The sequence below is a fragment of the Duganella sp. Dugasp78 genome, from assembly GCF_059491455.1.
This window is the reverse complement of record NZ_CP168506.1, coordinates 5073707-5100482: the sequence shown is the minus strand read 5'-3', so window position 1 is coordinate 5100482 and position 26776 is coordinate 5073707. Positions and strand designations below refer to the sequence as shown.

The 26776-nt window shown below is 67.2% G+C and carries 21 protein-coding genes; 18 read left to right on the top strand and 3 right to left on the bottom strand.

The features are described 5' to 3' along the window. The first annotated feature begins 35 nt into the window (after positions 1–35). The 13 genes from ACEN9O_RS22610 to ACEN9O_RS22550 all read left to right on the top strand — a co-directional run bounded on the left by ACEN9O_RS22610 (position 36) and on the right by ACEN9O_RS22550 (position 15612). On the top strand, positions 36–1676 hold the full coding sequence (locus ACEN9O_RS22610) for a DUF1302 domain-containing protein (RefSeq protein WP_495614051.1): 1641 nt from the start codon (positions 36–38) through the stop codon (positions 1674–1676). Positions 1677–1695: 19 nt separating this feature from the next. Then, positions 1696–3051: a DUF1329 domain-containing protein gene (locus tag ACEN9O_RS22605; RefSeq protein ID WP_495614050.1), complete on the top strand. Its 1356-nt coding sequence runs from the start codon at positions 1696–1698 to the stop codon at positions 3049–3051. Beyond that, entirely contained in the window at positions 3051–4136 is a 1086-nt protein-coding gene (locus tag ACEN9O_RS22600; RefSeq protein ID WP_495614049.1) for a WD40/YVTN/BNR-like repeat-containing protein, read from the top strand. Before ACEN9O_RS22605 ends, ACEN9O_RS22600 begins: the two co-directional genes overlap by 1 nt. Before the next feature lie 2 nt (positions 4137–4138). Beyond that, positions 4139–6493 (top strand): efflux RND transporter permease subunit, encoded by a 2355-nt coding sequence (locus ACEN9O_RS22595; RefSeq protein ID WP_495618521.1) that lies wholly within the window; start codon positions 4139–4141, stop codon positions 6491–6493. 15 nt (positions 6494–6508) lie between these two features. Next, complete coding sequence (locus ACEN9O_RS22590; protein WP_495614048.1) at positions 6509–7669, top strand: alpha/beta hydrolase family protein; 1161 nt, start codon at positions 6509–6511, stop codon at positions 7667–7669. A gap of 17 nt (positions 7670–7686) precedes the next feature. Further along, the gene (locus ACEN9O_RS22585; RefSeq protein ID WP_495614047.1) at positions 7687–8649 is read left to right on the top strand and encodes a VOC family protein; all 963 of its coding nucleotides are present in this window, start codon (positions 7687–7689) and stop codon (positions 8647–8649) included. Positions 8650–8659: 10 nt separating this feature from the next. Continuing rightward, the gene (locus ACEN9O_RS22580; RefSeq protein WP_495614046.1) at positions 8660–9040 is read left to right on the top strand and encodes a Rieske (2Fe-2S) protein; all 381 of its coding nucleotides are present in this window, start codon (positions 8660–8662) and stop codon (positions 9038–9040) included. Next, positions 9037–10665 carry a methyl-accepting chemotaxis protein gene (locus ACEN9O_RS22575; protein ID WP_495614045.1) on the top strand — a complete coding sequence of 543 codons (1629 nt, stop codon included), beginning with the start codon at positions 9037–9039 and terminating at the stop codon, positions 10663–10665. The genes ACEN9O_RS22580 and ACEN9O_RS22575 overlap by 4 nt, the downstream gene beginning before the upstream one ends. Positions 10666–10758: 93 nt before the next feature. Continuing rightward, complete coding sequence (locus ACEN9O_RS22570; RefSeq protein WP_495614044.1) at positions 10759–11889, top strand: FAD-dependent oxidoreductase; 1131 nt, start codon at positions 10759–10761, stop codon at positions 11887–11889. Positions 11890–11902: 13 nt separating this feature from the next. Next, positions 11903–13051 (top strand): MFS transporter, encoded by a 1149-nt coding sequence (locus ACEN9O_RS22565; protein WP_495614043.1) that lies wholly within the window; start codon positions 11903–11905, stop codon positions 13049–13051. Positions 13052–13073: 22 nt separating this feature from the next. After that, positions 13074–13652: a cupin domain-containing protein gene (locus ACEN9O_RS22560; RefSeq protein ID WP_495614042.1), complete on the top strand. Its 579-nt coding sequence runs from the start codon at positions 13074–13076 to the stop codon at positions 13650–13652. A gap of 26 nt (positions 13653–13678) precedes the next feature. Next, positions 13679–14668: a fumarylacetoacetate hydrolase family protein gene (locus ACEN9O_RS22555; protein WP_495614041.1), complete on the top strand. Its 990-nt coding sequence runs from the start codon at positions 13679–13681 to the stop codon at positions 14666–14668. Continuing rightward, positions 14665–15612 (top strand): NAD-dependent epimerase/dehydratase family protein, encoded by a 948-nt coding sequence (locus ACEN9O_RS22550; protein WP_495614040.1) that lies wholly within the window; start codon positions 14665–14667, stop codon positions 15610–15612. Before ACEN9O_RS22555 ends, ACEN9O_RS22550 begins: the two co-directional genes overlap by 4 nt. Positions 15613–15658: 46 nt before the next feature. On the opposite strand, the gene ACEN9O_RS22545 is transcribed toward ACEN9O_RS22550, so the two are convergent. After that, the gene (locus ACEN9O_RS22545) at positions 15659–17386 is read right to left on the bottom strand and encodes a tannase/feruloyl esterase family alpha/beta hydrolase (RefSeq protein WP_495614039.1); all 1728 of its coding nucleotides are present in this window, start codon (positions 17384–17386) and stop codon (positions 15659–15661) included. A gap of 9 nt (positions 17387–17395) precedes the next feature. After that, complete coding sequence (locus ACEN9O_RS22540) at positions 17396–18556, bottom strand: ABC transporter substrate-binding protein (RefSeq protein ID WP_495614038.1); 1161 nt, start codon at positions 18554–18556, stop codon at positions 17396–17398. A gap of 128 nt (positions 18557–18684) precedes the next feature. Here ACEN9O_RS22540 and ACEN9O_RS22535 point away from each other — a divergent pair, with 128 nt between their 5' ends. Beyond that, the gene (locus ACEN9O_RS22535; RefSeq protein WP_495614037.1) at positions 18685–19176 is read left to right on the top strand and encodes a MarR family winged helix-turn-helix transcriptional regulator; all 492 of its coding nucleotides are present in this window, start codon (positions 18685–18687) and stop codon (positions 19174–19176) included. 7 nt (positions 19177–19183) lie between these two features. Here the strand turns inward: ACEN9O_RS22535 and ACEN9O_RS22530 are convergent, their stop codons facing one another. Next, positions 19184–20989 (bottom strand): sigma 54-interacting transcriptional regulator, encoded by a 1806-nt coding sequence (locus ACEN9O_RS22530; protein WP_495614036.1) that lies wholly within the window; start codon positions 20987–20989, stop codon positions 19184–19186. 289 nt (positions 20990–21278) lie between these two features. Here ACEN9O_RS22530 and ACEN9O_RS22525 point away from each other — a divergent pair, with 289 nt between their 5' ends. The 4 genes from ACEN9O_RS22525 to ACEN9O_RS22510 all read left to right on the top strand — a co-directional run bounded on the left by ACEN9O_RS22525 (position 21279) and on the right by ACEN9O_RS22510 (position 26773). Further along, positions 21279–22748 (top strand): benzaldehyde dehydrogenase, encoded by a 1470-nt coding sequence (locus ACEN9O_RS22525; RefSeq protein WP_495614035.1) that lies wholly within the window; start codon positions 21279–21281, stop codon positions 22746–22748. Positions 22749–22867: 119 nt separating this feature from the next. Beyond that, the gene (locus ACEN9O_RS22520; RefSeq protein ID WP_495614034.1) at positions 22868–23635 is read left to right on the top strand and encodes a coniferyl-alcohol dehydrogenase; all 768 of its coding nucleotides are present in this window, start codon (positions 22868–22870) and stop codon (positions 23633–23635) included. A gap of 62 nt (positions 23636–23697) precedes the next feature. After that, positions 23698–25401, top strand: a complete 1704-nt coding sequence (locus ACEN9O_RS22515) for a DUF1302 domain-containing protein (RefSeq protein WP_495614033.1) — start codon at positions 23698–23700, stop codon at positions 25399–25401. Positions 25402–25414: 13 nt separating this feature from the next. Beyond that, entirely contained in the window at positions 25415–26773 is a 1359-nt protein-coding gene (locus ACEN9O_RS22510) for a DUF1329 domain-containing protein (protein WP_495614032.1), read from the top strand. Positions 26774–26776: the final 3 nt, after the last annotated feature.

Here is a 26776-nt window from a genome sequence, read left to right as displayed (position 1 = left end):
GGGCTCCAAACAAAAAAACATCGATGGAGACGCAGATGAACAAATCACTGACCGTGCTGGCGGCCGCCCTGGCCGCCGGCGCAGGACACGCCAGCGAGATCGAACTGGCCAACCCCGATTGGAGCCTCCGCTTCGACAACACCGTCAAGGCCAGCGCGCTGTATCGCCTGCACGACGCCGACCCACTGCTGGTTGGGAGCACCCGGCAGCTGGTGCCCGGCGTGCCGGCATCGGCCTTCCCGCAGGCGCTGAACTTCAACGCGGGCGACGACAACTTCCGCAACCAGGGCTGGGTCTCCAAGCGTGTCGACCTGCTCAGCGAATTCGACGCGGTCTACCGCAAGGCCTATGGCATGCGCCTCAGCGTGGCCGCGTGGTACGACCAGGCCTACGACGGCAGCACCGGCGCCGCCGACGCCGGCAACGGCCAGACGCCCTACAACGCCATGCCCGGCGCCACCCGCAAGCTGGCCGGCCGCAAGGCCGAGGTGCTGGACGCCTTCGTCTTCGGCGGCTGGGAGCTGAGCCCCGGCCACAAGCTGAGCGTGCGCCTGGGCCAGCACGCGCTGGTGTATGGCGAAACGCTGTTCTTCGGCGATAACGGCATCGCCCGCGCGCAGGGTCCGACCGACGTGATGAAGCTGCAGTCCTCGCCCAACGCCCAGTTCAAGGAGATCATCCGGCCGGTGCCCCAGGTGTCCGGCCAGCTGCAACTGAGCCCGGACCTGGCGCTGGGTGCCTACTACCAGTTCCGCTGGCAGGCCGACCGCATGGCGCCGGCCGGCAGCTACTTCAACACCTCCAACAATATCTGGGGCGGTTCGACGCTGCCGGAGATTATCAACGGCAGCGTGCTGACGCCGGGCGCCGACCGGCGCCCGTCCAACCGCGGCCAGTTCGGCGCCCAGCTCAAATGGCGGCTCGATGAAACCGACCTGGGATTCTACGCCGCCCGCTATCACGACAAGTCCGGCCAGTTCTACTCGCGGCTGAACGTCACCGGCGCCGCGCCGGGCAGCTGGTACTACATCTTCCCCGAGGCCATCACCACGGTCGGCGCCAGTGCCACCCATGCGATCGGCAACACCAGCCTGGCGCTGGAAGCGTCGGTCCGCAACAACATGCCGCTGACGAACCAGAACGTGGTCTATCCAAACGTGCAGCCGGAACCCGGCTATGCCACCGGCCGCACCGCGCACGTCAACCTGTCGTGGATTAGTAACCTGAGTCCCAACTGGCTGGCGCGCGAGTCGTCGCTGGTCGGCGAACTGGCCTGGAACCGCGCGCTGTCCAAAGATGACCCCAACCACACACTGGACGGGGTGCGCACGCGCGACGCCACCGCGCTGCAAGTGATCTACACGCCGAGCTACCGCCAGGTGATGGCTGGCATGGACCTGAACGTGCCTGTGGGCCTGCGCTACGCGGTCGACGGAAACTCCTCGGTCACAGGCCTGGGTTGGGGCGCCAAGCATAGCGGCACCGCCACGCTGGGAGTGGACGGCACCTACCGCGGTGTGTGGCAGTTCTCGATCAGCTACAACCAATATCTGGGCAAGGCAGAACCCTTCGTCAACTACCGCCCGCTGCTGACCAACGGCGCCGCCGTCTACGGCAGCGGCAACGCGCTGGCCGACCGCGATTATCTGGCGCTGTCGCTGCGCCGCACCTTCTAAAAAAACCACAGGAGACCTTATGAAACACCCACGCACGATATTCGCGCTGGCGGCGCTGGCCGCGCTCAGCGCCGCGCTACCCGCCGCCGCCGTCACCGCCGAGGAAGCGGCCAGGTTGAAATCCGACCTGACGCCGCTGGGCGGCGAAAAGGCCGGCAACAAGGACGGCAGCATCCCCGCCTGGACCGGCGGCTACACCACGCCCATCGCCGGCGACAAGGCCGGCGGCCGCCGTGGCGATCCGTTCAAGGACGAGAAGCCCCTATTCGTGGTCACCGCGAAGAACGCCGACCAGTATGCGGCCCTGCTGACCGACGGCACCAAGGCCATGCTGAAAAAATATCCCGACTACCGGCTCGACATCTACGCCACCCACCGCACCGCAGCAGCGCCGCAATGGGTGTATGAAAACACCTTCAAGAACGCCACCCGCGCCAAGCTGGCCGGCGATGTGGTCACCGGCGCCTTCGGCGGCGTGCCCTTCCCGATTCCCAAGACCGGCGCCGAGGTGATGTGGAACCACCAGCTGCGCTGGCGCGGCGTGTCGCTGCAGATCCCGCTCGCCCAATACCAGCTGACCACCGACGGCAAGGCAGTGCTGACCACCAGCGGCACCGCCGACATACAGATGCCCTACTACTTCCAGGAAGGGACACCGGAGCAGTTCAGCAAGGCCAACGAATTCTGGCTTCTGCGCCTGATTAACTCAGGCCCACCCATCCGCGCCGGCGAGGCCATCGTCGGCCGCACCAACCTCGATCCGAGCAAGGACCAGGCGTGGGTCTACCTGACCGGCCAGCGCCGCGTGCGCAAACTGCCCAATCCATGCTGCGACACGCCCACCCCGGCCACCGCCGGTGTGATGAGCTTTGACGAACTGTCCACCTGGACCGGCCGCACCGACCGTTTCGACTGGAAGCTGCTGGGCAAGCACGAAATGCTGATCCCCTATAACGGCAACAAGCTGCTGCAGGCGAAGAGCGACGCCGACGTGCTGGGCAAGAGCTTCCTCAACCCCGACTACGTGCGCTGGGAACGGCACCGCGTGTGGGTGGTCGAGGCCACGCTGCGCGCCGGCCAGCGCCACCAGGCGCCAAAGAGCCGCTACTACTGCGACGAGGACACCTGGAACTGCGTGCTGGGCGACCGCTGGGACGCCAACGGCCAGCTGTGGAAGACCCTGTGGTCGCAAACCTTCGTCGCGCCGGACCTGCCGGGCACCGTGATCGGCGCCTTCGGCTTCACCGACCTGGTCTCCGGCACCGCCTTCGTGGGTGACCTGTACAGCTCACAGCCGGCGCAATACATCGTCAAGCCGCGCTACCAGGACAGCCTGTTCACACCGGACGCCATGAGCGGCGAAGGTGCGCGCTGATGTCCGCCAAACGGTTCCTGATCGAGTGTGCATGGTTCGCCGCAGTGGCGCTGGGCGCCTCGCCGTCCTGCGCGCTGGCCGGCGACGGCGTGGCGGAAGAAGTACACAGCCCAGTCACGGCGGCCCGGCTGCGGCCCGCCGTGGCGGCGCGCAACCCGGCGCAGTCGGTGATGCTGGGCGCCGCCCTTGCCGGCACGCGCGTCGTCACGGTGGGTGAGCGCGGCATCGTCATGCTCAGCGACGACCAGGGCAAGCACTGGCGCCAGGCCGCCGGGCCGGTCAGCGTTACGCTGACGGCGGTGCGCTTCGCCGATGCCCGCAACGGCGTGGCGGTCGGCCATGCCGGCGTGGTGCTGGTGACCGCCGACGGCGGCGAGCACTGGCAATTGACGCTGGACGGCCGGCGCGCGGCGGCGCTGGCGCTGACAGCGGCCAGGGCCCGCAACGACGATGCCGCCATCCGCGAGGCCGAACGTCTGGTGGCCGACGACGCCGACAAGCCGCTGCTGGACGTCTGCCTGCTGGACGGCGGCCGCATGCTGGCGGTGGGCGCCTACGGCCTGGCCTTCGCCAGCGCGGACGGCGGCCGCACCTGGACCTCATGGATGGAGCGCTTCGATAATCCCAAGGGCCTGCACCTGAACACCGTGCGCCGCCACGACGACACCATCCTGATCGGCGGCGAGCGCGGACTGGCGCTGCTGTCCGGCGACGGCGGCCGCAGCTTCCGGCGCCTGGAACCGCCCTACCACGGCAGCTTCTTCACCGCCGAACTGCCGGCGGGCGGAGAACTTGTGCTCGCGGGCCTGCGCGGCAACGCCTGGCGTTCCGCCGACAACGGCCGCAGCTGGAAGCAACTGGCCAACCCGGTGCCGGCGTCGATCACCGCGTCGGCCGTCCGTGCCGATGGCTCGCTGGTGTTCGCCAACCAGGCCGGCCAGTTGCTGGCCATGCAGGGACAGGCGCTGGCGCCCATCCCCGGCGCGGTGCTGCCGCCACTGAACGGTGTGCTGGATCTGCATAACGGCGACCTGCTCGCGCTGACCATCCAGGGCGCCATGCCAGCCAAGGGAGGCGCGCAATGAATATGTCCGAACATCCGGTGCAATTCGACCGCGCCTCCGGCTCCATCGTCGAACGGCTGCTGTTCAACAACCGCCTGCTGGTGATGCTGGCCTGCGCGCTGGTCACGGCCTTGCTGGGCTGGCAGGCCACGCGGCTGACCATCAACGCCAGCTTCGAAAAGACCATCCCGGCGCACCACCCTTACATCCAGAACTACCTGAGCTACCAGGCCGAATTGACGGGACTGGGCAACGCGGTGCGCATCGCGGTCGATAACCCCCGCGGCAGCATCTACGACCCGGCCTATCTCGACACCCTGCGCAAGCTGAGCGAGGAAGTGTTCCTGCTGCCCGGCGTGGCACGCAATCAGATGAAGTCCCTGTGGACGCCGGGGACGCGCTGGGTCGGCGTGACCGAGGACGGCCTCGAAGGCGGTCCGGTGATCCCGGACGGCTACGACGGCGGCGCCGCCAGCCTGGCGCAGCTCAAGGCCAATATCGCCCGCTCCGGCGAGATCGGCCAGCTAGTCGCCTTCGACGCCACGTCCAGCGTGATCTACGTGCCGCTGCTGGCGCGCGACAGCGACGGCAAGGCGCTGGACTACGGCCAGTTCGCGCAGCGGCTGGAAACCCTGCGTGCCAAGTACGAGCAACAGGGCGTGCGCATCCATATCGCCGGCTTCGCCAAGCTGGTGGGCGAACTAATCGCCGGCGTGCGCGCGGTGCTGCTGTTCTTCGCCATCGCGGTGGCCATCGCCACAGCCATGGTCTACTGGTACACCCGCTGCTGGCGCTCGACCGCGTTGGTGGTGCTGGCCTCGCTGGTGGCGGTGGTGTGGCAGCTCGGCATGCTGCCGATGCTGGGCTACGCACTCGACCCCTACTCCATCCTGGTACCGTTCCTGGTGTTCGCGATCGGCATGAGCCATGGCGCCCAGAAGATGAACGGCATCATGCAGGACGTGGGACGCGGCATGCACAAGCTGGTGGCGGCCCGCTACACCTTCCGCCGCCTGTTCCTGGCCGGCCTGACCGCGCTGCTGGCCGACGCCGTCGGCTTCGCCGTGCTGTCGGCGATCGATATCGACGTCATCCGCGAACTGGCGGTGGCCGCCTCGCTGGGCGTGGGCATGCTGATCTTCACCAATCTGATCCTGCTGCCCATCCTGCTCAGTTACACCGGCGTCAGCACCAGCGCCGCGGTCCGCAGCCTGCGCGCCGACGCGGCCGACGCCTCGGGCCAGGCGCGCCATCCGCTGTGGGCGCTGCTGGACCGCTTCACCGGCCGCCGCTGGGCCACGGGCGCCATCGCCGTGGCGCTGCTGCTGGCGGCGGGCGGCTATGCGCTCAGCACCCGGCTGAAGATCGGCGACCTTGATCCGGGCGCACCGGAACTGCGCGCCGACAGCCGCTACAACCGCGACGTGGCCGCGCTGTCGGCCGCCTACGGCGCCTCCAGCGACGTGCTGGCGGTGATGGTCAAGACCCCGGACGGCCAGTGCGCGCAATACGATACGCTCAACAAGATCGACGCGCTGGAGTGGCAGCTGCGCCAGGTCGACGGCGTCGAAAGCACCAACAGCCTGGCGCTGCTGAACCGCCGCGTGCTGGCGGGGCTCAACGAGGGTAACCCGAAATGGTATGAGTTACTGCCCAACCAGGACATGCTCAACACCGTCACCGCCGGCGCCCCACGTGGCCTGTACAACGACAGCTGCAACCTGCTGACGGTGTACGCCTACCTGCGCGACCATAAGGCCGACACGCTGGCGCGGGTGGTGGCCCACGTCGAAGCCTTCGCCGCCGCCAACGACAGCAAGGACGTGCACTTCCTGCTGGCGGCCGGATCGGCCGGCGTGGAAGCGGCCACCAACATCGTGGTGCACCAGGCCTGGCGCCGCATGCTGCTGCTGGTGTACGCGGCGGTGGTGGTGCTGTGCTTTATCACCTTCCGCTTCTGGCGCGCGGTGCTGGTGGCCGTGCTGCCGCTGATGCTGACCTCCGTACTGGCCGAGGCGCTGATGGTCATGTTCGGCATGGGCGTCAAGGTCGCCACGCTGCCGGTGATCGCGCTCGGCGTCGGCATCGGCGTCGACTACGCGCTGTACATCCTCAGCATCACGCTGACGCAGCTGCGCCAGGGCGCTAGCCTGTCGGCCGCCTACTACCGCGCGCTGCTCTTCACCGGCAAGGTGGTGATGCTGACCGGCGTCACGCTGGCCATCGGCGTCATCACCTGGGTCGCCAGCCCGATCAAGTTTCAGGCCGATATGGGCCTGCTGCTCGGCTTCATGTTCGTGTGGAATATGCTCGGCGCGCTGATCCTGGTGCCGGCCCTGTCCCACTTCCTGCTCAAGCCCGCAGCCAAACCGATTTAACCACAAGGAGCATTAATGTTTCGCTACTTCCCCACCAATTATGTCTGGAATCTCTCGGTCAACCTCGCCATCGAAATGGGCGCCAAGATGGGCGAGATCCAGGAAATGTGCGCGCCCCTGAAGGAGGCCGCGAAGCAGCCCGACGCCGCCGGCTCGCAAGCCTTCCGCGCCACCTGGGTGCGCATGGCCGACAAGCTGTGCGAGCTGGCGGCAGAGGACGAGGCGCGCGGCCGCATGATCTCCGCCGGCGACAAGTACGGCCGCGCCGCCACCTACTACCTGACCGCCGAGCGCCTGCAGGCCCACGGCGCCGAGGGCCGGGGCGCGCTGTACCGGCGCTTCCTCGACGTTTTCGCCAAGGGTATCGCGCTGACCGGCGAGAACTGCGAGCGGGTCGAGATCCCCTACGGCGACGCCCACATCTCCGGCCTGTACGTGCGTGCCGAGGGCGTCAAAGGCCGCGCGCCGCTGCTGCTACAGCTGAACGGCCTCGATTCAACCAAGGAGATGAAGTACCGCGTCGGCCTGCCGCGCTGGCTGGCGCAGCGCGGCGTGTCCTCGCTGATCATCGACCAGCCGGGCACCGGCGAGGCGCTGCGCCTGCACGGCATGGCGGCGGTCTACAACACCGAAGTCTGGGCCAGCAAGGTGGTCGACTGGCTGGAGACGCGCGACGACGTCGACGCCAGGCGCATCGGCTGCGAAGGTGTATCGCTGGGCGGCTACTACTGCCCGCGCGCGGTGGCGTTCGAGCCGCGCTTCGCCTGTGGCGTGGTATGGGGCGCCAACCACGACTGGCGCGACGTGCAGAAGAAGCGCCTGCAGAAGGAAGGCAGCTTCCCGGTGCCGCACTACTGGCAGCACGTGCAGTGGGTGTGGGGCGCCAGGGACATGGACGACTTCATGCGCATCGCCGAGAACGTGCATCTGGACGGCGTTGTGGAGCGCATCAAGGTGCCGTTCCTGGTCACCCACGGCAGCAAGGACTCGCAGATTCCGCTCCACTGGGCCGAGCGCACCTACGAACAGCTGGTCAACAGCCCAAAACGCGAACTGAAGATCTTTACCGACCGCGAAGGCGGCGTGCAGCACTCCAGCTTCGACAACTCCGCCAACGCAGGCGCCTACATCGCCGACTGGGTCGCCGAAACCCTGGGTGGCCGGGTCGCCCTCTAACCAAAAAGGAAGCACACATGAATATCATTGGACCAGATGCACTCGTTTTCGGCGTCGACGACGTCGCCGCCTGCAGCCAGTACCTGACCGACTACGGTCTGACGCCAGTCGGCGTGACCGCCGCCGGCGGCCGTTTCGAAGCGCTGGACGGCACCGCCATCGTCATCGTCCACCAGGACGATGCCTCGTTGCCGCCGCCGCTCCCCACCCGCACCATGCTGCGCAAAACCGTCTACGGCGTGGCCGACAGCGCCACGCTGGACGCCATCGCCAGGGAATTGGGCAAGGACCGCGAGGTGCTCCGCCGGACGGACGGCTCGATCGAAAGCACCGACGACATGGGCTTTGCGCTGGGCTTTCAGGTGAGCATGCGCCGCGCCATCGCGCTGGCGGCGGAAACCGTCAACGCGCCCGGCGCGCCGGCGCAGCGCGGCGCCAACGTGGTGGCGGTGAACGAACACGCGCCGATCCAGCCACGCACCCTGTCGCACGTGGTCTATTTCGTGCCCGATACAGCCAGGGCGGAAGCGTTCTACGTCGAGCGCCTCGGCTTCCGCTGCACCGACCGGCTGGGCGGCGCCGGGCCGTTCCTGCAGCCGGCCGGCACGCTGGACCACCACACGCTGTTCCTGATCCAGACCCCACCGTTCATGCAGGGCGTGGAGCACTTCACCTTCCACCTGGGCGGACCCACCGAATTGATGCAAGCCGGCACCCGCTTCGTCGCCAAGGGCTACCAGTCGTTCTGGGGGCCGGGCCGCCACAAGTTCGGCTCCAACTGGTTCTGGTACTTCAACAGCCCGTTGGGCTGCCACGTCGAGTACGACGCCGACATGGACCTGCACGACGCCGACTGGCAGCCGCGCGAGGTACCGATGAGCGCCGACGCCTCCCAGCTGTTCCTGTTCCAGCAACGCGACAAGTGGGCGCCGAGCGGACCGCCACCCGGCGCCGCCGGCGGGCCGCCGGGCGCGCACTAGGATCGGCGGCATGTCGGCCACCGACATCCTGCTGTGCCACCTGGACGACCTTCCCGACGGCGAGGCGCGCGGCTTCGATCCGCTGGGCTCCGGCCAGGACAGCGTGCTGGTGGTGCGCCAGGGCCGACGCCTGCACGGCTACCGCGACCTGTGCCCGCACTACGGCGACACGCCGATGGCGTGGCGCCGGCATGCCTACCTCAATGCGGAGCGCAGCCACATCGTCTGCGCGGCGCACGGGGCGCTGTTCGAGATCGACGGCGGCGCCTGCGTGCGCGGCCCCTGCCTGGGGCGTTCGCTGACGCCGGTGGCGCTGGCCGTCGGCGCCACCGGCGAGGTCCATCTGGCCGGCACGCCATGGAACAACGAAGATCAACAGGAGAACACATGAAGCCACTACGCTGGCGCCGGGCTTTGCCGCTGTCGTTGCCGCCGCCGCTGCGATGTCGGCGGATCGGCCTGCGGCCACGCCTTTTGCTGGGCATGGGCGCACTGGTTCTGCTGTTCGGCGCCACCACCGTGCTCGCGCTGTGGTACCTGCAGGGAGCGTCCGATCAGTTGCACCTCGTCGAAAACGACGCCCGCCGCGCCGACCTGGCGCACCGCCTGCAGACCGCACTGCTGGAAGTGGGCATGCAGGAACGCACGCTGCTGCCGATGACCGACCCGGCGGACCTGGCAGCCCAATTGGCCCTGCTGCGTGGTGCCAGGGAACGCTACGACCGCACCGAGACGCTGTTGGCCGCGATGCCGGCCCAAGCGGGCGAATCCGCTCCCACGTTGTCCAGCCGTCTGGCCGCCATCCGCACGCTGCGTGCCGAGATCGACCCGGTGCATGCGCGGGCGGTGCAGATGGTGATGCAAGGCGCGGGCGCCGAGTCGGCATTCACCTTGCTGCTGCAGACCGAACGCGCGGAGCTGCAATGGCGCGAGCGCATCGCCGACATCGTCACCAGCATCGGCAACAATAACGAGGCAGTGTATCTGCGGGCCCGCCAGCGCGCCGGGGAGGCCCGCATATTGCTGCTTTCGGCGCTGGCGCTGGCGGCGCTGGCCGGCCTGCCGTTGGCGCTGGGCCTTGCGCGCAACATCACGGCGCCGGTGGCGGAGGCCACCAGGGTGGCCGAATCGATCGCAGGCGGCGACTTGGGTTCGACGGTCCAGCCGCGCCGCGCCGACGAGCTGGGAAGACTGCTGGGCGCGATCGGCGGCATGCAGGGCAAGCTGCGGCAGATCGTCGGCGGGCTGGCGGCTTCCGCCGATTCGATCGCCGACGCCAGCGGCCAAATCGCACGTGGCAGCCGGGAGCTGTCCGAACGCACCGGGCAGACCGCGTCCGGCCTGCGGCAAACCACCGCCGCCATACAGGACCTGGCGGCGATGGTGACCCGCAGCGCCGACGCCGCCCAGCTGGCGAAGACGCGCACCGACGACGTCCGGCGCCAGGCGCAGGACGGCGGCAGCGCGATGGCGCAGGTCACGGTCGGCATGGAAGGCATCCGCCAGGCCACCCGCAAGATCGACGACATCGTCGGCATCATCGGCGGCATCGCGTTCCAGACCAATATCCTGGCGCTGAATGCCGCCGTCGAGGCGGCCCGCGCGGGCGAGCATGGACGCGGCTTCGCGGTGGTGGCCGCCGAGGTCAGGACCCTGGCGCAGCGCGCCGCCAGCGCAGCCACCCAGATCGGGAACCTGAGCCGCGAGGCGGAGAGCCGCATCGCCGCCAGCAACGCCCAGGTGGGCCACGCGGCCGCCACCGCCGGCGTCCTGATGACGATGACCGACGGCGTGGCGGCCCTGGTAAGCGACATCTCCAGCGCCGCCATCGAACAAAACGCCAGCCTGCGGGAGATCGGCGCGGTCTTGAACCAGCTGGACGAGATGACCCGGAAAAACGCGGTCATGGGCGCGGCCTCGGTGCACACCGCCACCACGCTGGGCACCGAGGCGGCGCGGCTGGTCGGCCTGGTGCACCTGTTCCAGGCGCCGCAACCATCGATCCGCCCGATATGAGGCATGCGTAGAATCGATTTTACAAGCACGCTCCAGCTACCCATACTGGATCGCGATAACACCAATAATCTGAATCAAACAACGGAGACACTTATGACATCCCCAGTACAAAACATCCTGATCATCGGCGGCGGCTTTTCCGGCATGGCCGCTGCCATCCAGCTGCGCAAGCACGGTTTCGCCGTGGAGGTCGCGGAAATCGATCCGGGCTGGCGCTCCTATGGCGCCGGCATCAGCTTGGGCGGCGCCACGCTGCGCGCCTTCAAGACGCTGGGCATCCTCGATCAGTTCATGGAGCATGGCGCGGCCTCCGACGGCGTCGACCTGTTCCTGCCGCACGGCCAGCACTTGGCCACCCTGCCAACCCCGCGCATCGCCGGCCCGGACGTCCCCGGCGGCGGCGCCATCATGCGCCCTGTGCTGGCCCGGATACTGGCCGACGCCACCATCGCCAGCGGCGCCAAGGTCCGCCTGGGCTGCACCTTCACCGCGCTGCGCCAGCAGGCGGACGGCGTCGAAGTCGCCTTCACCGACGGCACGACCAGCCACTACGACCTGGTGATCGGCGCCGACGGCCTGTACTCCAAGGTGCGCGAGGCCGTGCTGCCGGAGGTGCCGCAACCACGCTACAGCGGCCAGTGCGTATGGCGCGCCGTGCTGCCGCGCCCCGCCGAAGTGGCACGCGCCATGATGTGGGTCGGTCCCAAGATCAAGACCGGCGTCAATCCGGTCTCGCGCGACCAGATGTATTTGTTCGTCACCGAGGACCGCGCTGAAAACACCCAGATCGATCCCAAGCAGTTCGCGCCCATGCTGTCAGAGCTGCTGGCGCCGTTCGCGGCGCCGCTGATGCAGCATTGTCGCACCCTGATCGACAGTGACGCCCAGATCGTCTACCGTCCGCTGGAATCGCTGCTGGTGCAGCAGCCATGGCACAGCGGCCGCGTGGTGCTGATCGGCGACACCGTGCACGCCACCACGCCGCACATGGCCTCCGGCGCCTGCATCGGCATCGAGGACGCCATTGTGCTGGCCGAGGAACTAGGCCGCCGCACCGGTCTGGAACAGGCGTTGACGCAGTTCGAGGAGCGGCGCTGGGAACGCTGCCGCATGGTGGTGGAGAATTCGGGCCGGTTGGGAGAGATCGAGATCAGCGGCGGCGACAAGGCCGAACACGCACAGATCATGGGCGACACCCTGATGGCCCTGGCCGCCCCGATCTGAGCACGGGCATCCCATGGACAAGCTCAATCGACAAGAAGAACGCTGGCCCGGCCGCATCGCCCTGATGGTGGCGCACTGCGCAGGCATGGTGGACCTGGTCGCGCTGCCGGTGTGGGTCGGCACGCTGATCACCCACTACGGCTACGACCCGCAACGGGCCGGCGCGCTGGCCACGCTGTTCCTGCTGGGCGCCGTCGCCAGCAGCCTGTTTTGCGCGCCGCGCTTCCACCGGCTGCGCGCCGGCATCGTGGCGCCGTGCGGCTTCACGCTGGCCGCCGCCGCCTTCCTGGGCGCGGCCAACACCACCGACTACATGCTGATGGCGGCGCTGCACGCACTGGCCGGCATGGCGGCCGGCAGCGCGCTGAGCATGACGCATGGCACCATGGGCCGCAGCAGCAGTCCGCACCGCATGTTCGCGCTGGCCGGCATGGCGCTGGGCGTATTCGCCATCGCCTTCCTGGGCCTTGTGCCCGGGCTGGTGGCCGGCGCGGGCGGTCCGGCCCTGTTCCGCGTGTTCAGCGCGGTGATGATGGTGGCCGCCGTCGTCGCGGCGCTGGCCTTCCCTTCGTGGAGCGGCGCTGATGCCCAGCCCCCGGCCACGGCTCGTGTCAGCCCGGCCGTCTGGTATGCGGCGCTCGGCATCGGCGGCATGGGCCTGGTGCAGGCCATGATGTTCAGCTTTCTCGAGCGGATAGGCGCCGACCGCGGGTTCGGCCAGGGCGCCGTCACCGGCGTGCTGATCGCGCTGGGCTTCGTCAACCTGTTCCCGGCGCCGCTGGCGGCGCTGCTGGAACGGCGCTGGCCGGCGCACCTGGTGGTGCTGGCCGGCCCGGTGATCCAGGCTGGCCTGGCGCTGACCATCGCCGCCAGCACCGCCTTCGCGCCTTATGCGATCGCGGGCTCGGTGTTTGCCGCCGTGATGATTTTCACGCACACCTTCGCCTTCGGCCTGGTGGCCCAACTCGATCCCGGCGGCCGCGCGCTGTCGGCCACTCCGGCCATGCTGATGGTGGGCGCCGCCATCGGGCCCGTGCTGGGCGGCACCCTGGTCAAGAGCCTCGGCTACGGCGCGCTGGGCAGCGCCGCCGTGGCGCTGGGCCTGGCCGCCGTCTACTGCTTCGCCCAAGCCGGCCGCCGTCGCGCCGCCGTGCTGTCCTGACAACCGATACTGGAGTTTTGATATGACCTTCCCCCCGATCCACCGCGTCATCACCGGCCACGACGCAGCCGGAAAAGCCATCGTCAGCAGCGAAGGCCCGCTGCCCAGCGTGGTCGAACTGTCGGCCATCCCCGGCACCGTGTTCCACGAAGTGTGGAATACCGCCGCCACGCCGGCGCCGCTCGACAACGGCGCCGATCCGACCACCGGCCCGCTGGTGCTGCCCCCGCCCTCGCACGGCACGCGGCTGCGCTTTGTCGACATACCACCCGACACTGCTGAATTCCTGGCCCACGGCGCCGCCCGCATGCACGATGCCTTCGGCGAGGTCGGCGACGCCGCCGCATCGACAGTCAAGGCCTCGTCGCCGCACCCGCTGATGCACCGCACCGAATCGATCGACTATGGCATCGTCATCGAGGGCGAACTCACGCTGGTGCTCGACGACTCCGAAGTGCAGCTGCGACCCGGCAGCGTGGTAATCCAGCGCGGCACCAACCACGCCTGGGCCAACCGCTCGCAACGGCCTTGCCGCATGCTGTTCGTGCTGATTGGCGGCACCTACGAAGCCGGCCTCGCCGCCGCGCTGCAACAACGCTGAACCCGTCCACTCCATAGAACCTACCCATGAAATTCGCTACCCTGCAAGACCACACGCTGGACGGCCGCCTGCTGATCGTCTCGCGCGACCTGGCCCGCTGCGCCGAAGCCGGTGCCGTCGCGCCCACCCTGTTGTACGCGCTGCAGCACTGGAGCAGCGTCGAACCCGCGCTGCGCGAGCGCTACGAGGCGCTCAACAGCGGCCAGCTGGCCGGCCAGCCTTTCGATCCGCGCCGCTGCGCCGCCCCGCTGCCGCGCAGCCCGCAGTGGTGCGACGGCTCCGCCTTCCTCAACCATGCGAGGCTGATGGAGCAAGCCTTCGGCACCCCGCCCATCCCCGACCTGGACACGATCCCGCTGATGTACCAGGGCGCCAGCGACGACTTCCTCGGTCCGCACGACGACGTGACGCTGCCCAGTGAGGCGGACTGCATCGACTTCGAAGGTGAATTCGGCGTCATCGTTGACGCAGTGGCGATGGCCAGCACACCGTCCGCAGCACTGGACCGCGTGCGGCTGGTGGTACAGCTGAACGACTGGAGCCTGCGCGCCATGGGGCCGCGCGAAATGCGCACCGGCTTCGGATTCCTGCAGGCCAAGCCATCGACCAGCTTTGCGCCGGTGGCCGTCACGCCCGACGAATTGGGTAATACCTGGCACGAGGGCCGGGTGCACCTGCAGCTGGACGTGAGCTGGAACGATATGCACTTCGGCCAGCCGCATGGCGGCGAAATGAATTTCGGCTTCGGTGAGCTGATCGCCCACGCGGCGCGCACGCGCCGTCTGGCGCCGGGCACCATCATCGGCACCGGCACCGTATCCAACGCCAGCCGTGGCGCAGGTTCGGCCTGCATCGCCGAGCGGCGCGTGATCGAAATGATCGACCAGGGCGCCGCCAGCACAGGTTTCATGCGCTTCGGCGACCGGGTGCGCATGGAGGCGCGCTGGCCGGGCTCCGGCAGCGGCCCGTTTGGCGCGATCGACCAGCAGGTGATACCGCTGGAGCGCAAGGCATGAGCCACATCGTGATCACGGGCGCCAACGGCTTCGTCGGCCGCGCATTGGTGCGGCGCCTGCAGGACGACCCGCAACACAGCCTGACACTGATCGACCAGGCGTTCGACGCCGGCTCTTGCGCGCCCGGCATGCGTCAGATTCAGGGATCGTTCGGCGATCCCGCCGTGCTGGACGCGGCCTTGCAGCAGCCGGCGGACATCGTCTTCCACCTGGCCAGCGTGCCGGGATCATTGGCCGAACGCGAACATGCGCTGGGCTATCAGGTCAACCTGCAGGCCACGCTGGCGCTGGCGCACCGGCTGGCCGGCCAGGGCCGCCAGCTGCAGCGCGCGCCGCGGCTGGTGTTTGCCAGCTCGGTCGCGGTCTACGGTCCGCTGGATGGACAACCGGTGCACGAAGACCAGCCGCCGCGTCCCGCCATCAGCTACGGCGCGCACAAGCTGATGGCCGAAATCGAACTGGCTGACCTGAGCCGGCGCGGCGAGCTGGATGCGGTCAGCCTGCGCCTGCCGGGCATAGTCGCGCGTCCGCCCTCGGAGTCAGGACATGGATCGGCCTTCATGAGTCTTGTCATGCACCGGCTGGCGGCCGGCGTAGCCTACACCTGCCCGGTGTCGGCGCACGCCACCGCCTGGTGGATGTCCCTGCCCTGCTGCGTCGACAACCTGCTGCATGCGGCCACCATGAGCACCGCCGGCGCACCTGCTTCGCGCAGCTGGCAGTTGCCGGTGCTTCACCTCAGCATGGAACAGCTGCTGGAAGCGCTGGCGCAACGCTACGGCGAGCGATGCCGGGAGCTGCTCATGCACGCGCCGGACGAGCAGATCGAAGCGCTGTTCGGCCGTTACCCCGCGCTGCACACGCCGGCCGCGCTGGCCGCCGGCTTCAGTCACGATGGCGACGCAGCGAAGCTGATCCAGCGGGCCATGGCGCCGTCACCGTGAACAACATGCCGCCCCCGGCACGGGACCAGGGGCATCCGACACTCCGTTACTTGCAGCTGAAGTTGGCGGCATCCTCGATGCTGCCGCTGCCGTTGTACTTCGCCACGCGCGGATAGGGGCACAGCGGGCGGGTACGCGTCGCCGACCAGGATGCCGGCACGTCGGCATTGGCACCGCCGGCGTTGCCCGGGCCGCGCGCGCTTGCCACCACGCGTTCCGGGGCCTGTCCTTTCTCGACCCAATTGACCAGGGGCGTCAGCATGTCGAATTGGTCGGTCGACGGTCCGCCGGAACAATGGTTCATGCCCGGCACCTGGAAGTAGCGCGCGAAGCCGGAAGCGTCGCCGCCGTTCGCGGCGCGCAGATTGTCGTACCACGCCTTGGTGTCATCGCTGGAGAAAATCGGGTCGCTGGTGCCGTGGTACAGCATCATCTTGGCGCCACGGTTCTTCACGGTGCTGTAGTCGGTCAGGTGCGGCGGCAGCATGAAGGACATCGCGCTTTCGGTGTAAGTGCCGTCGGTTGCCGCGACCTGCCCCAGCAGCGAGTCTATGCTGGAGGTCAGCGCGAAGCTGGCGCCGTTGAAGGTGGCAGGATCCACCGGCGGCACCTTCCAGATCATCGCCACCGCGCCCGAATCCAGTTGCAGGGGACTGAAGAACTTCCAGAACGCCCAATTGCCAGTGCCCAGGCCCGCATCGTACGGGAAGCTTGAATAGAACTTCGTCTTGGCGCTGGTGGTGGCGCCCGTGAACAGCTGTCCGATCGCCGTCTTCTGCGCCGCGCTCAAGCAGGTGCCGTCGCGGCCTTGCGCGCCGCAGGTCGGCACGTCGCGTTCCAGGCTGAAGGCGGCCTGGCAGGTGCCGGTGTCCTGCACCATGCCGTCCTTGACGCCGTCGAGCGCATCGCACTTGTCCAGTACCGCGTTCGATACCAGCGCGCGTTCGGCCAACGTGAAGCCGGTCGACAGGTCACCCTGCGTGGTCGCCAGGGCCGCGTAGGATTGGCCGCCGGCGATATTGGCGATGGCCGCCAGGGGCAGGCGGAAACCGGGATCGCCGACCAGGTAGCCGTCGAACTGTTCGCCGTAACGGGATGCCGCCACCATGGTGTGACGGCCGCCGTTGGAACAGCCGCCAAAATACGAGCGGTCCGGCCCTTTGCCGTAAGCGGTCTGGATGACGCTCTTGGCCATCGGCGCCAGTTTGCCCGACGCCTGGTAGCCATAGTCCAGCCGCGCCTGCGGATCAAGGCCGAACAACGGTGTGGCGGCGCCGTGGCCGGCGTCCGAACTGATCACCGCAAAGCCTTGATTCAGCGCGCTATCCAGTTGCCCGCCACCTCCAACCTCGCCGTTCGCCGTGAGGACCGCGCCATCAAGACCGCCGTTGGCCTGGTAGAAGAATCGTCCGTTCCAATCCACCGGCAGCCGCATCTCGAAGCCGATCGCATAGCTTTTGCCATCCACGGAACTCACACGCTGATACATCGATCCCTTCACCAGGCAGTGCGCCGGCACCGGCTTGCCGGCCACCGTCAGCACACCTGCAGCCACCGACTCCGCGCTGGCGATCGTCGTATTGGGATAAGCGATCTTGCTGGCCAAATCCGTGCAGGAGGCCAGCTTGGCGCCGCCGGCCAGGGCTAACTGCGGTAACGTCTGCGTAACATCGGGAATAGTAGCTCCGTCACCACCGCAGCCACTCAGGGCCGCCGCCGACAGGCAAAGCGCCGCCAGCGGCGCGCCATTCAAGACACGTCGTTCGATCATCATGAAGTCTCCTTAGTTAGGGCTGACGTCGCGCAGCACGGCGATCGGGTCGTTTACCAGCTTGCCGTTGATTTTTTTCACCTCGCGGATGTACATGTTCTGCACGATGTCGCGCGTGGCCGGGTCGATACTGATTGGACCACGCGGACTATCGCGCTTCATCCCGGTCAGCGCCTGCATGGCCTTGTCGCCGGTGACGACGCCGCCGAGTTTGCGGACGGTCTCGTAGATCATGCCCATGGTGTCGTAAGCCGCCACAGTGACGAAGGTCGCGGGCGGGCGGCCCGGATTGGCCTGTGCATAGGATTTCAGGAAGGCTTTGTTGGCGTCGTTGTCCAGCGTGGGCGCGTAGTTCAGTACCGTCACCGCGCCCAATGCGCGGTCGCCCAGCGCCTCCAGCGTCGGCGTTTCGCTGGTCATGTCGCCCACGCCGAGGAACTTGATGCCCGCCTTGTCCAGGCCCTTGTCGCTGAAGGCTTTCAGCAGGCCGATGCCGTCCTCCACGCCGGGCGCGAAGAAGAACAGCGCATCCGGCTTTTCATCCTTGATGCGCTGGATGAAGGGGGAGTAATCGGGATTGGCCAGCGGCGCGCGCGCCGAGCCCAACACCTTACCGCCGCCGGCGTTGAACTCCTTGGTGAAACGCGCCTCCGCATCGAGCCCGGTGCTGTAGTCGCTGACCAGCGTGTAAACCTTGCCGATCTTGTTCTTCGCGGTCCAGGCGCCGAACGGCCCCGTCATCTGATGCATCGTCATGCTGGTGCGCAGCATGTACGGCGACTTGGCGGTAATGCCGTTGGTGACCGCGTTCATCACGATCATCGGCATCTTGGCCTGGGTGGCGATGGGCGCTACCGCCATGGCGCTGGGCGTCAGCGAGAAGCCGATCAGGAAGCTGACGTGTTCGCGCGTGATCAGCTCCTGGGCCGCCCGCTTGGACTGGTCGACATTGGTGCCACCATCGTCGCGGTAGATGATCTCGATCTTCCTGCCGGCCACCTGGTCGCCATACTGCAGCATATAGGCCCTGATGCCATCCTCGAACGGCTTGCCGGTGTTGGCGAACGGCCCGGTGAGCGCGGCAATCACGCCGATGCGGATGGGTTCCTGAGCCTGGGCCGCGCCGGCGGCCAATGCGGTGAACAGTACGGCGGTGAGTGCGCTGCGTTTCATCGTGTCTCCTCGATGGATGATGTTGAGATAATTAGTTATGTTTTATAATGATTATAGACTATACGCATTTTCATGGAATTGCAAGCATCGGGATGGCCCGGACGGCGCTTCTTTGCTAGAATCCGGACATGACAACGCTGCCCAAGAAAAAGAAGATTAACCTCATCGATGCCGTCCAGGAGGCGGCCGAGCAGCCGCTGGACCAGCGCGCACTCCAGGATCTGGTGGGCTATAACTGTCGCCGGGCCTATATCCGCATCATGCCGCTGTTCGAAAAGCGCATGGCGAAGTACGAGCTGCGGCCGGTGGATTTCAGTGTACTGAGCCTGCTCAAGGCCAATCCCAACATCAACCAGAAACGGCTGTCGGATGCGGTGAACGTGTCGCCGCCCAATCTCGCCATCCTGCTCGACAGGCTGCAGGAGCGCGGGTTGCTGCTGCGCCAGCGTAGTCCGCTGGACCGGCGCTCGCAGACGCTCGCGCTCACGCCCGCGGGCCTGAGCATGTGCACCAAGGCGGAAAAGACCGCCAGCGAGCTGGAAGTGGATGCGACCGGCAGGCTCACCGACGCCGAGCGCGCGCAGCTCATCAAGCTGCTGCAGAAGATCTACCTGGAGTGACCGGGCTTCAGCCCTGCCGGAGCTTCTTCATCCGGTAGGACAGTTGCGGCCGCGTCAGGCCCAGCGTGCGCGCCGCCGCCGACAGGTTGCCGTCGGCCCGCTTCACCGCCGCCAGTATCAGCGTGCTTTCCAGATTGTCCAGCGACCAGTCCTGCTGTTGTTCAGATGCCTGCCGCAGCATCTCGGGCAGCACGTCGAGCAGTGCACCGCCAGATGCCGCCTGCGGCGTGGCCGCTTCGTGGCTGGTCAGGCGCCCTGTCTGCGCCAGCGAAAAATAGGAGGTGCGCGACTCCTCGCCGCTGGTGAACAGGTGCGGCAAATCGATAGGCCCATCCTCGTCGGCGTAGATCACGCCGCGCTCCACCAGGTTTTGCAGCTCGCGGATATTCCCCGGGAAGTCGTAGTTGAGCAGCGCATCGACCGCGCGCGCCGTGAAGCCGGTCACACGGCGCTGGTGCTTCTGGCCGTAGTGCCGCATGAAGTAACCCATCAGCAGCGGGATGTCATCGCGTCGGTCGCGCAGCGGCGGCAGGCGGATCGGGAACACGTTCAGGCGGAAGAACAGGTCTTCGCGGAAGCGTCCCTGGCGGATCTCCTCGCGCAGATCGACATTGGTGGCCGCCACCAGCCGCACGTCCACCTTCACGCTGCGCACGCCCCCTACCCGCTCGATCTCGCCCTCCTGCAGCGCACGCAGCAGCTTACCCTGCGCCACCAGGCTAAGCGTGCCTATCTCGTCGAGGAACAGTGTGCCGCCGGAAGCGCGCTCGAAGCGGCCGGGCCGCGACTGGCTGGCGCCGGTGAAGGCGCCGCGCTCCACGCCGAACAGTTCGGACTCGATCAGCGTCTCGGGTATCGCCGCGCAGTTGACGGCCACAAAAGGCTGCTCCTTGCGGGCGCTGATCTGGTGCAGCATATAGGCGAAGAGCTCCTTGCCGACGCCGGATTCGCCGGTGAACAGCACCGTGGCGGCGGTCGGTGCCACGCGCTTGAGCATATGGCAGGCCGCGTTGAAGGCCGATGACACACCGACCATTTCCTTCTCGCCGTACGAACGTCCGTCATCGCCCGCCAGCACCGCCGCCTGCTGGTGCTGGCCCGGCCCGCCGTACGCGGTGGTGCTGACGAACGACTCCGCGTTAAGGAAGCGCAGGTCCTCTTTCACATTGTCCCACTCGTCGGCGGGCTTGCCGATCAGGCGGCAGTGCTTGTGCCCCATCGCCGTGCACTCGGTCTCGCGATAGATGGTCAGCCGTCCGATCATCGCGCTGGTGTAGCCGATGGCGTAACCGGTCTGCATCCAGCAAGCCGGCTCGGTGCCGACGCCGAAATCGGAGGTATGCACCTCGGCCTCGCTGGAATGGTGCCACAGGAATTCGCCATGGTAGGTGCCGCGTTCGAAGTCGAATTCGAAATGCAGCGGCTCGACCTTGACCGCGCCCTCCAGCGAGTGCATGCGCGGCCCGGCCGCGAACAGCGATCCAGGTTCGGCGTCGGGCCAGCGTTCGCGCAGCAATTGCGCATCGCGCGCGCCCGCCGAATAGCCGATCCGCGTCAGCAGGCCGCGCGTGCGCTCGGGGCCTATGCTCTCCAGCAGTTCGCGCCGCATCGCCCCCAGCGACGTGATATGCAGCAGCTGCATGCGCTGCCCATTGAGCCAGATGCGGCCGTCGCCGGGCGAGAAGTGCAGGCTTTGCGTCAGGTCGTCCAGCGTGGGCGCCGCACCGGCTTTCAGGTGCTGGCTGTCGCCGTGCGCCAGCACCTTGCTGACGCGCGACATCTCCGCCAGCGACACGCGAGGTGGTTTGCTCATGTCTCCACTTTCATCGTCTTTTACCAAATCATACATCGGCTGTTCTCCCATTTGATCATTTCATCAATCGCCTGCACATCTTCTTTTTTGCTGCGCTGCGCCGCAAGCGGCCATTCAATACAGCGCTACGCCCAGTGCGGGCGCCGCATGGTGCGCCGCAATAGACCCGTTCCACAAAGAGCTGGCACGTAACTTGTAATAGCTAACGCAAGAGCGGCAAGCAGACCTTCATGCAACTAGCGTGCTAACAGGCTGACTTCCCCAACACCCATCATTCAAAGGAGACAGCATGACCAACGCGAATGCGCTTTTACGTCCATCGATCTGGCAAGGCCGCATCTTCACCGGCGACTGGATCGCGGCCCACGGCGGCGTCCACACCTTCATCGAACCCGCGACGGGCGAACAGCTGGGCCGTATCGGCCTGGCCGACGCCGACGACGTCGCGCGCTCCGCCGCGCAGGCACGGGCCGCGCAGGCCGCGTGGGCCGCCAGCGACTACAAGGAACGCGCCGCCATCTTCCGCCGCGCCGCCGCCGTCATCGCCGAACACCACGACGAACTGGCGACGTGGATCGTGCGCGAGACTGGCGCGATCCGCCCCAAGGCCGACCTGGAACTGCGCGAAGCCAGCGCCCACCTGCAGGAAGCCGCTTCCATGCTCACCCAGCCCAAGGGCCAGCTGCTGGCCTCCGCCAGCGGCCAGATGAGCATCGCCCGGCGCATGCCGCACGGCGTGGTCGGCGTGATCTCGCCGTTCAACTTCCCGCTGATCCTGTCGATCCGCTCGATCGCGCCTGCGCTGGCCACCGGTAACGCCGTGGTCCACAAGCCGGACCTGCAGACACCCGTCAGCGGCGGCGTGCTGATCGCCCGCATCTTCGAAGAAGCCGGCCTGCCCAAAGGCGTGCTGCACGTGCTGGCCGGCGGCGCCGAAGCGGGACAGGCGATGTGCAGCCATCCCGACATCGCCATGATCGCCTTCACCGGATCGACCGCGGTGGGCCGCAGCATCGGCGAACTGGCTGGCCGCAACCTGAAGAAAACGTCGCTGGAACTGGGCGGCAAGAACTCGCTGATCATCCTCGATGACGCCGATCCCGACATCGCCGCCGCCAACGTGGCCTGGGGCGCCTATCTGCACCAGGGCCAGATCTGCATGGCCTCCGGCCGCATCCTGCTCCAGCGCGGCATCGCCGCCGCCGTCATCGAACGCCTGGTGGCCAAAGCCGGCCAGCTGCCGGTGGGCGATCCGATGAGCGGCAAGGTGGCGCTTGGGCCGCTGATCAACGCCCGCCAAGTCCAGCGCGTGCACGCCATCGTGCAGGACAGCGTGGCGGCCGGTGCCACCCTGCTGGCCGGCGGCACCTACGAAAACCAGTTCTACCAACCCACCGTGCTGACCGGTGTACGTCCCGGCATGCGCTGCTTCGAGGAAGAGCTGTTCGGCCCCGTGGCCTCGATCACCGTGTTCGACACCGACCAGGAAGCCATCGCCCTGGCCTCCGCCACCACGGGCTGCCTGGCGCTGGGAGTGATCACGCCGACGCTGGCGCGCGCCATGTTCATCGTCGACCGCGTGCCGGCCGGCCACGCCCACATCAACGACCAGACCGTGCTGGCCGAAGCGCACGCGCCGTTCGGCGGCGGCGGCACGTCCGGCAACGGCGGCCGCCACGGCGGCAGCTCCGACTGGGACGAGTTCACCCAATGGCAATGGCTGACGGTGAAAACCGAAGCGCCGCGCTATCCCTTTTAAAAACCACGTCGTTCCCGCGCAGGCGGGAACCCATAGTGAGCTGGATCGGCTACTTCAGCATGGATTCCCGCTTGCGCGGGAATGACGGGGATCAGTCACTACACCAACAAGGAGACCATATGAAGTTACGTAACAAGACCATCGTCGTTACCGGCGCCGCATCCGGCATCGGCGCCGAAGTGGCGCGCCTGGCGCGCTTCGAAGGCGCCACCGTGATTGGCATGGACCGCACCGAGCCTGGCCTGACGCTGGACGGCTTTATCTCCGTCGACCTGGGCCAGACCGCCAGCATCGACGCCGCCGTCGCCCAGTTGCCGCAGCGCGTGGACGCGCTGTGCAATATCGCCGGCGTGCCCGGCACCGCCGATCCGGCGCTGCTGGCGCGGGTCAACTACCTTGGCCTGCGCCACTTGACTGAAGCCGTGCTGCCGCGCATGCCGGCCGGCGGTTCCATCGTCAACGTCGCCTCCATCCTGGGCGCGGAATGGCCGGAGCGCCTGGCGCTGCACAAACAACTGGCCGAGGTACGAGGCTTTAGCGAAGGCCAGGCCTGGCTGGATATGCACGCCGTGCCCGCCGACACCTGCTACCAGTACTTCAAGGAAGCGCTGATCGTCTGGACCTATGTCCAATCGCAGAAATGGTTCCTGCAGCATTCGGTACGCATGAACAGCGTGGCGCCTGGTCCCGTCTTCACGCCGATCCTGGGCGACTTCGTCTCCATGCTGGGCCAGGAGCGCGTGCAGCGCGACGCCCACCGAATGAAGCGCCCGGCCTATGCCGACGAAGTGGCCGCCGTCATCAGCTTCCTGTGCAGCGACGACGCGCGCTGGATCAGCGGCGTCAACCTGCCCATCGACGGAGGATTGGCTTCCACCTTTATCTGATGCCCGCCATCCGCCCCGCCGCGCGTCAGCGGCCATACAAAACTATAACTAGGAGACTGACAATGCAAGCGAATAAACGCCTGAGTCCAACCCTGTTGGCATTGGCCGTGACGGCCGCCATGCCGGCCGCCCATGCCTTCGAATTCGAGACCGACAATCCCGAACTCAAGATCAGCTGGAACAACACCTTCAAGTACAGCAGCGCCTACCGCCTGAAGGACGCCGACGCGCGCCTGCTGGCGGGCGGCTATCCATCCTCGGGCCCGACCGACTTCACCGGCTATAACCTCGACGACGGCAACCAGAACTTCCGCCGCAAAGGCATCGTCTCCAGCCGCATCGACTGGCTGTCCGAGTTCGACGCAGGCACCCGCAACCTGGGCATGCGCGTCAGCGCCGCCGCCTGGTACGACAGCTCGTACACCGGCACCAACGACAATGCTTCCGCCGCCAGCAATGCCGTCACGCTGGCAGGAAAATCCGGCAACAGCTTCGCCGATGGCACTCGCCTGCTACATGGCCGCAACGCCGAGCTGCTGGACGCCTTCGTCTTCGCCAAGGGTTCACTGGGCGAACTGCCGGGCACCGTGCGCGTCGGCCGCCACACGCTGCAATACGGCGAAAGCCTGTTCTTCGGCGCCAACGGCATCGCCAACGCACAGGGACCGGTGGACCTGGTCAAACTGCTCAGCGTACCGGGCGCGCAGTTCAAGGAGATCCTGCGGCCGGTCAACCAGGTCTCAGGCCAACTGCAGGTGCTGCCCAACGTATCGATCGGCGGCTACTACCAGTTCGAATGGCGGCCCACCCAAATCCCCGGCGTCGGCAGCTACCTGAGCTCCTACGACGCAGCGGGCGCCGGCAGCACCGCCTTCCTGGTCGCGCCGACCAATAGCGGCGCACCGGCCTTCTACACCCTGCCGGACATGAAGGCAAAGAACTCTGGCCAGGGTGGCGTACAGGTCAAGTTCTCGCCGGCCGGCTCGGATGTCGAATACGGCTTCTATGCCGCCCGCTACCACGACAAGACGCCCTACTTCTACCTGGGCTTCGCACCCGGCTTCCCACCCGGCGCGCCATCCACCGTGCGTGCCGTGTACGCGGAAGGCATCCGCACCTTCGGCGCCAGCGCCAGCACCGTGCTGCTGGGCGCGAACGTGGCGGCCGAAGTCTCGGTCCGCCGCAACACGCCGCTGGTCAGCGACCCGACGCCCAACTTCCTGTCGCGCGCCGGCACCGGTGTGTTCGCCGATAACAGCGGCAATCCAGCCTACGCGGTCGGCAATACGGCACACGTCAACCTGTCGGCGATCTACGTGATGCCGACCAATCCCTTCTTCCAGGGCGCTTCGCTGCTGGGCGAGCTGGCGTGGAACCGCGCCACCAGCGTCACCTGGCAAGGCTCGCTCGATCCCAACACCACCCGCGACGCCACTTCGGCGCGCATGATCTTCGAGCCGGCCTACTACCAGGTGATCGATGGCCTCGATCTGTCGATCCCTATCGGCGTCGGCTACAACATCGACGGCCGCTCGCGCGCCGTGTTCAATTTCAACGGCGGCAGCTCGCACGGCGGCGACTTCAATATCGGCGTCAACGCCACCTACCACCAGGACTGGAAGTTCGGCATCAGCTACGTGCGCTTCCTCGGCGCCGCCGGCACCTTCCTGAAGAATAATCCGGTCACCAACACCCCCATCCTGAGCTACGCCCAGTCGCTGGCGGACCGCGATTACATCTCCTTCAACATCAAACGCGCATTCTAAGGACAAAACTATAATGAAGACGACCCTGACTCTCACTGCCGCCGCGCTGACGCTGGCCTTCACGCTGACGCACGCCGGCGCCGCCGTCACCGCCGACGAAGCGGCCAAACTGCACTCCACCTTGACCCCGCTGGGCGCCGAAAAGGCCGCTAACAAGGACGGCACCATTCCCGCCTGGGACGGCGCCTACGCCAAGGTGCCAGCCGGTTTCAAGGCGGGCGACTTCCGCGCCGATCCCTTCGCCGCCGAGAAGCCGACACTGTCCATCACCGGCAAGAACGTCGACCAGTACGCCGCCAAGCTGTCCGCCGCCACCGTCGCGCTGCTGAAGAAGTATCCGACCTACCGCATCGACGTCTATCCGACCCACCGCACCGGCGGTGCTCCGGCCTGGGTGTATGAGAACACCTTTAAGAACGCCACCCGCGCCAAGTCCATCGACGGCGGCTTCGGCGTGGAAGGCGCGTTCGGCGGCATTCCGTTCCCGATTCCGAAGACCGGCTACGAGGCCATGATGAACCACCGCCTGGCCTGGACCGGCGAGACCACGGTATTCCCGCTGCGGACCACCATCGTCACCCCGGACGGCAAGCGCGCCACCGCCACCGAGGCCGAACAGACCATCATGCGGCCGTACTACTTCAAGGACGGCAGCCTGGAAAAATTCGACGGCATCTTCCAGTTCGGCCGCCTGATCACGCGCGCGCCAGCCTCCAAGGCCGGTGAAGGTATCCTGGTCCACGACGGCATCAGCGACGCGCAGCCGCGCGCGATCTGGCAGTACCTGGTGGGCCAGCGCCGCGTGCGGCGTGCGCCGTCGGTGTCCTACGACACGCCGGACTCGGTCACCTCCGGCATCGGCCTGTTCGACGAAGCCTTCATGCTGTTCGGCCCCATCGACCATCATGAGCTCAAGCTGGTCGGCAAGAAGGAGATGTACATCCCCTATAACAATAACCGCGCCGCATCCGCCAAGATCAGCGACCTGGTTGGCCCGCAGTTCCTCAATCCCGACCTGGTGCGCTGGGAGCTGCACCGCGTGTGGGAAGTGGAAGCGAGCCTGATCCCCGGCAAACGCCACGTCGTCACCAAGCGCCGCTACTACCTGGACGAAGACACCTGGCAAATCATCCTGGTGGACGGCTACGACGCGCAAGGCCAGATCTGGCGCGGCAACTACACCCTGACGCTGCTGGCGCCGGACTTGCCGGCCGTGGTGGGCAATGTCATGTGGGGCACCTACAACGTGCAGACCGGCGCCTACCTGCTGAACGAAGCCTCCAACGACCTGGCCAGCCAGTACAAGACCATACCGCGCCTGCCGGCCAGCTATTTCGGTCCTGAGGAACTGGCCAACCAGGGCTCGCGCTAAGTG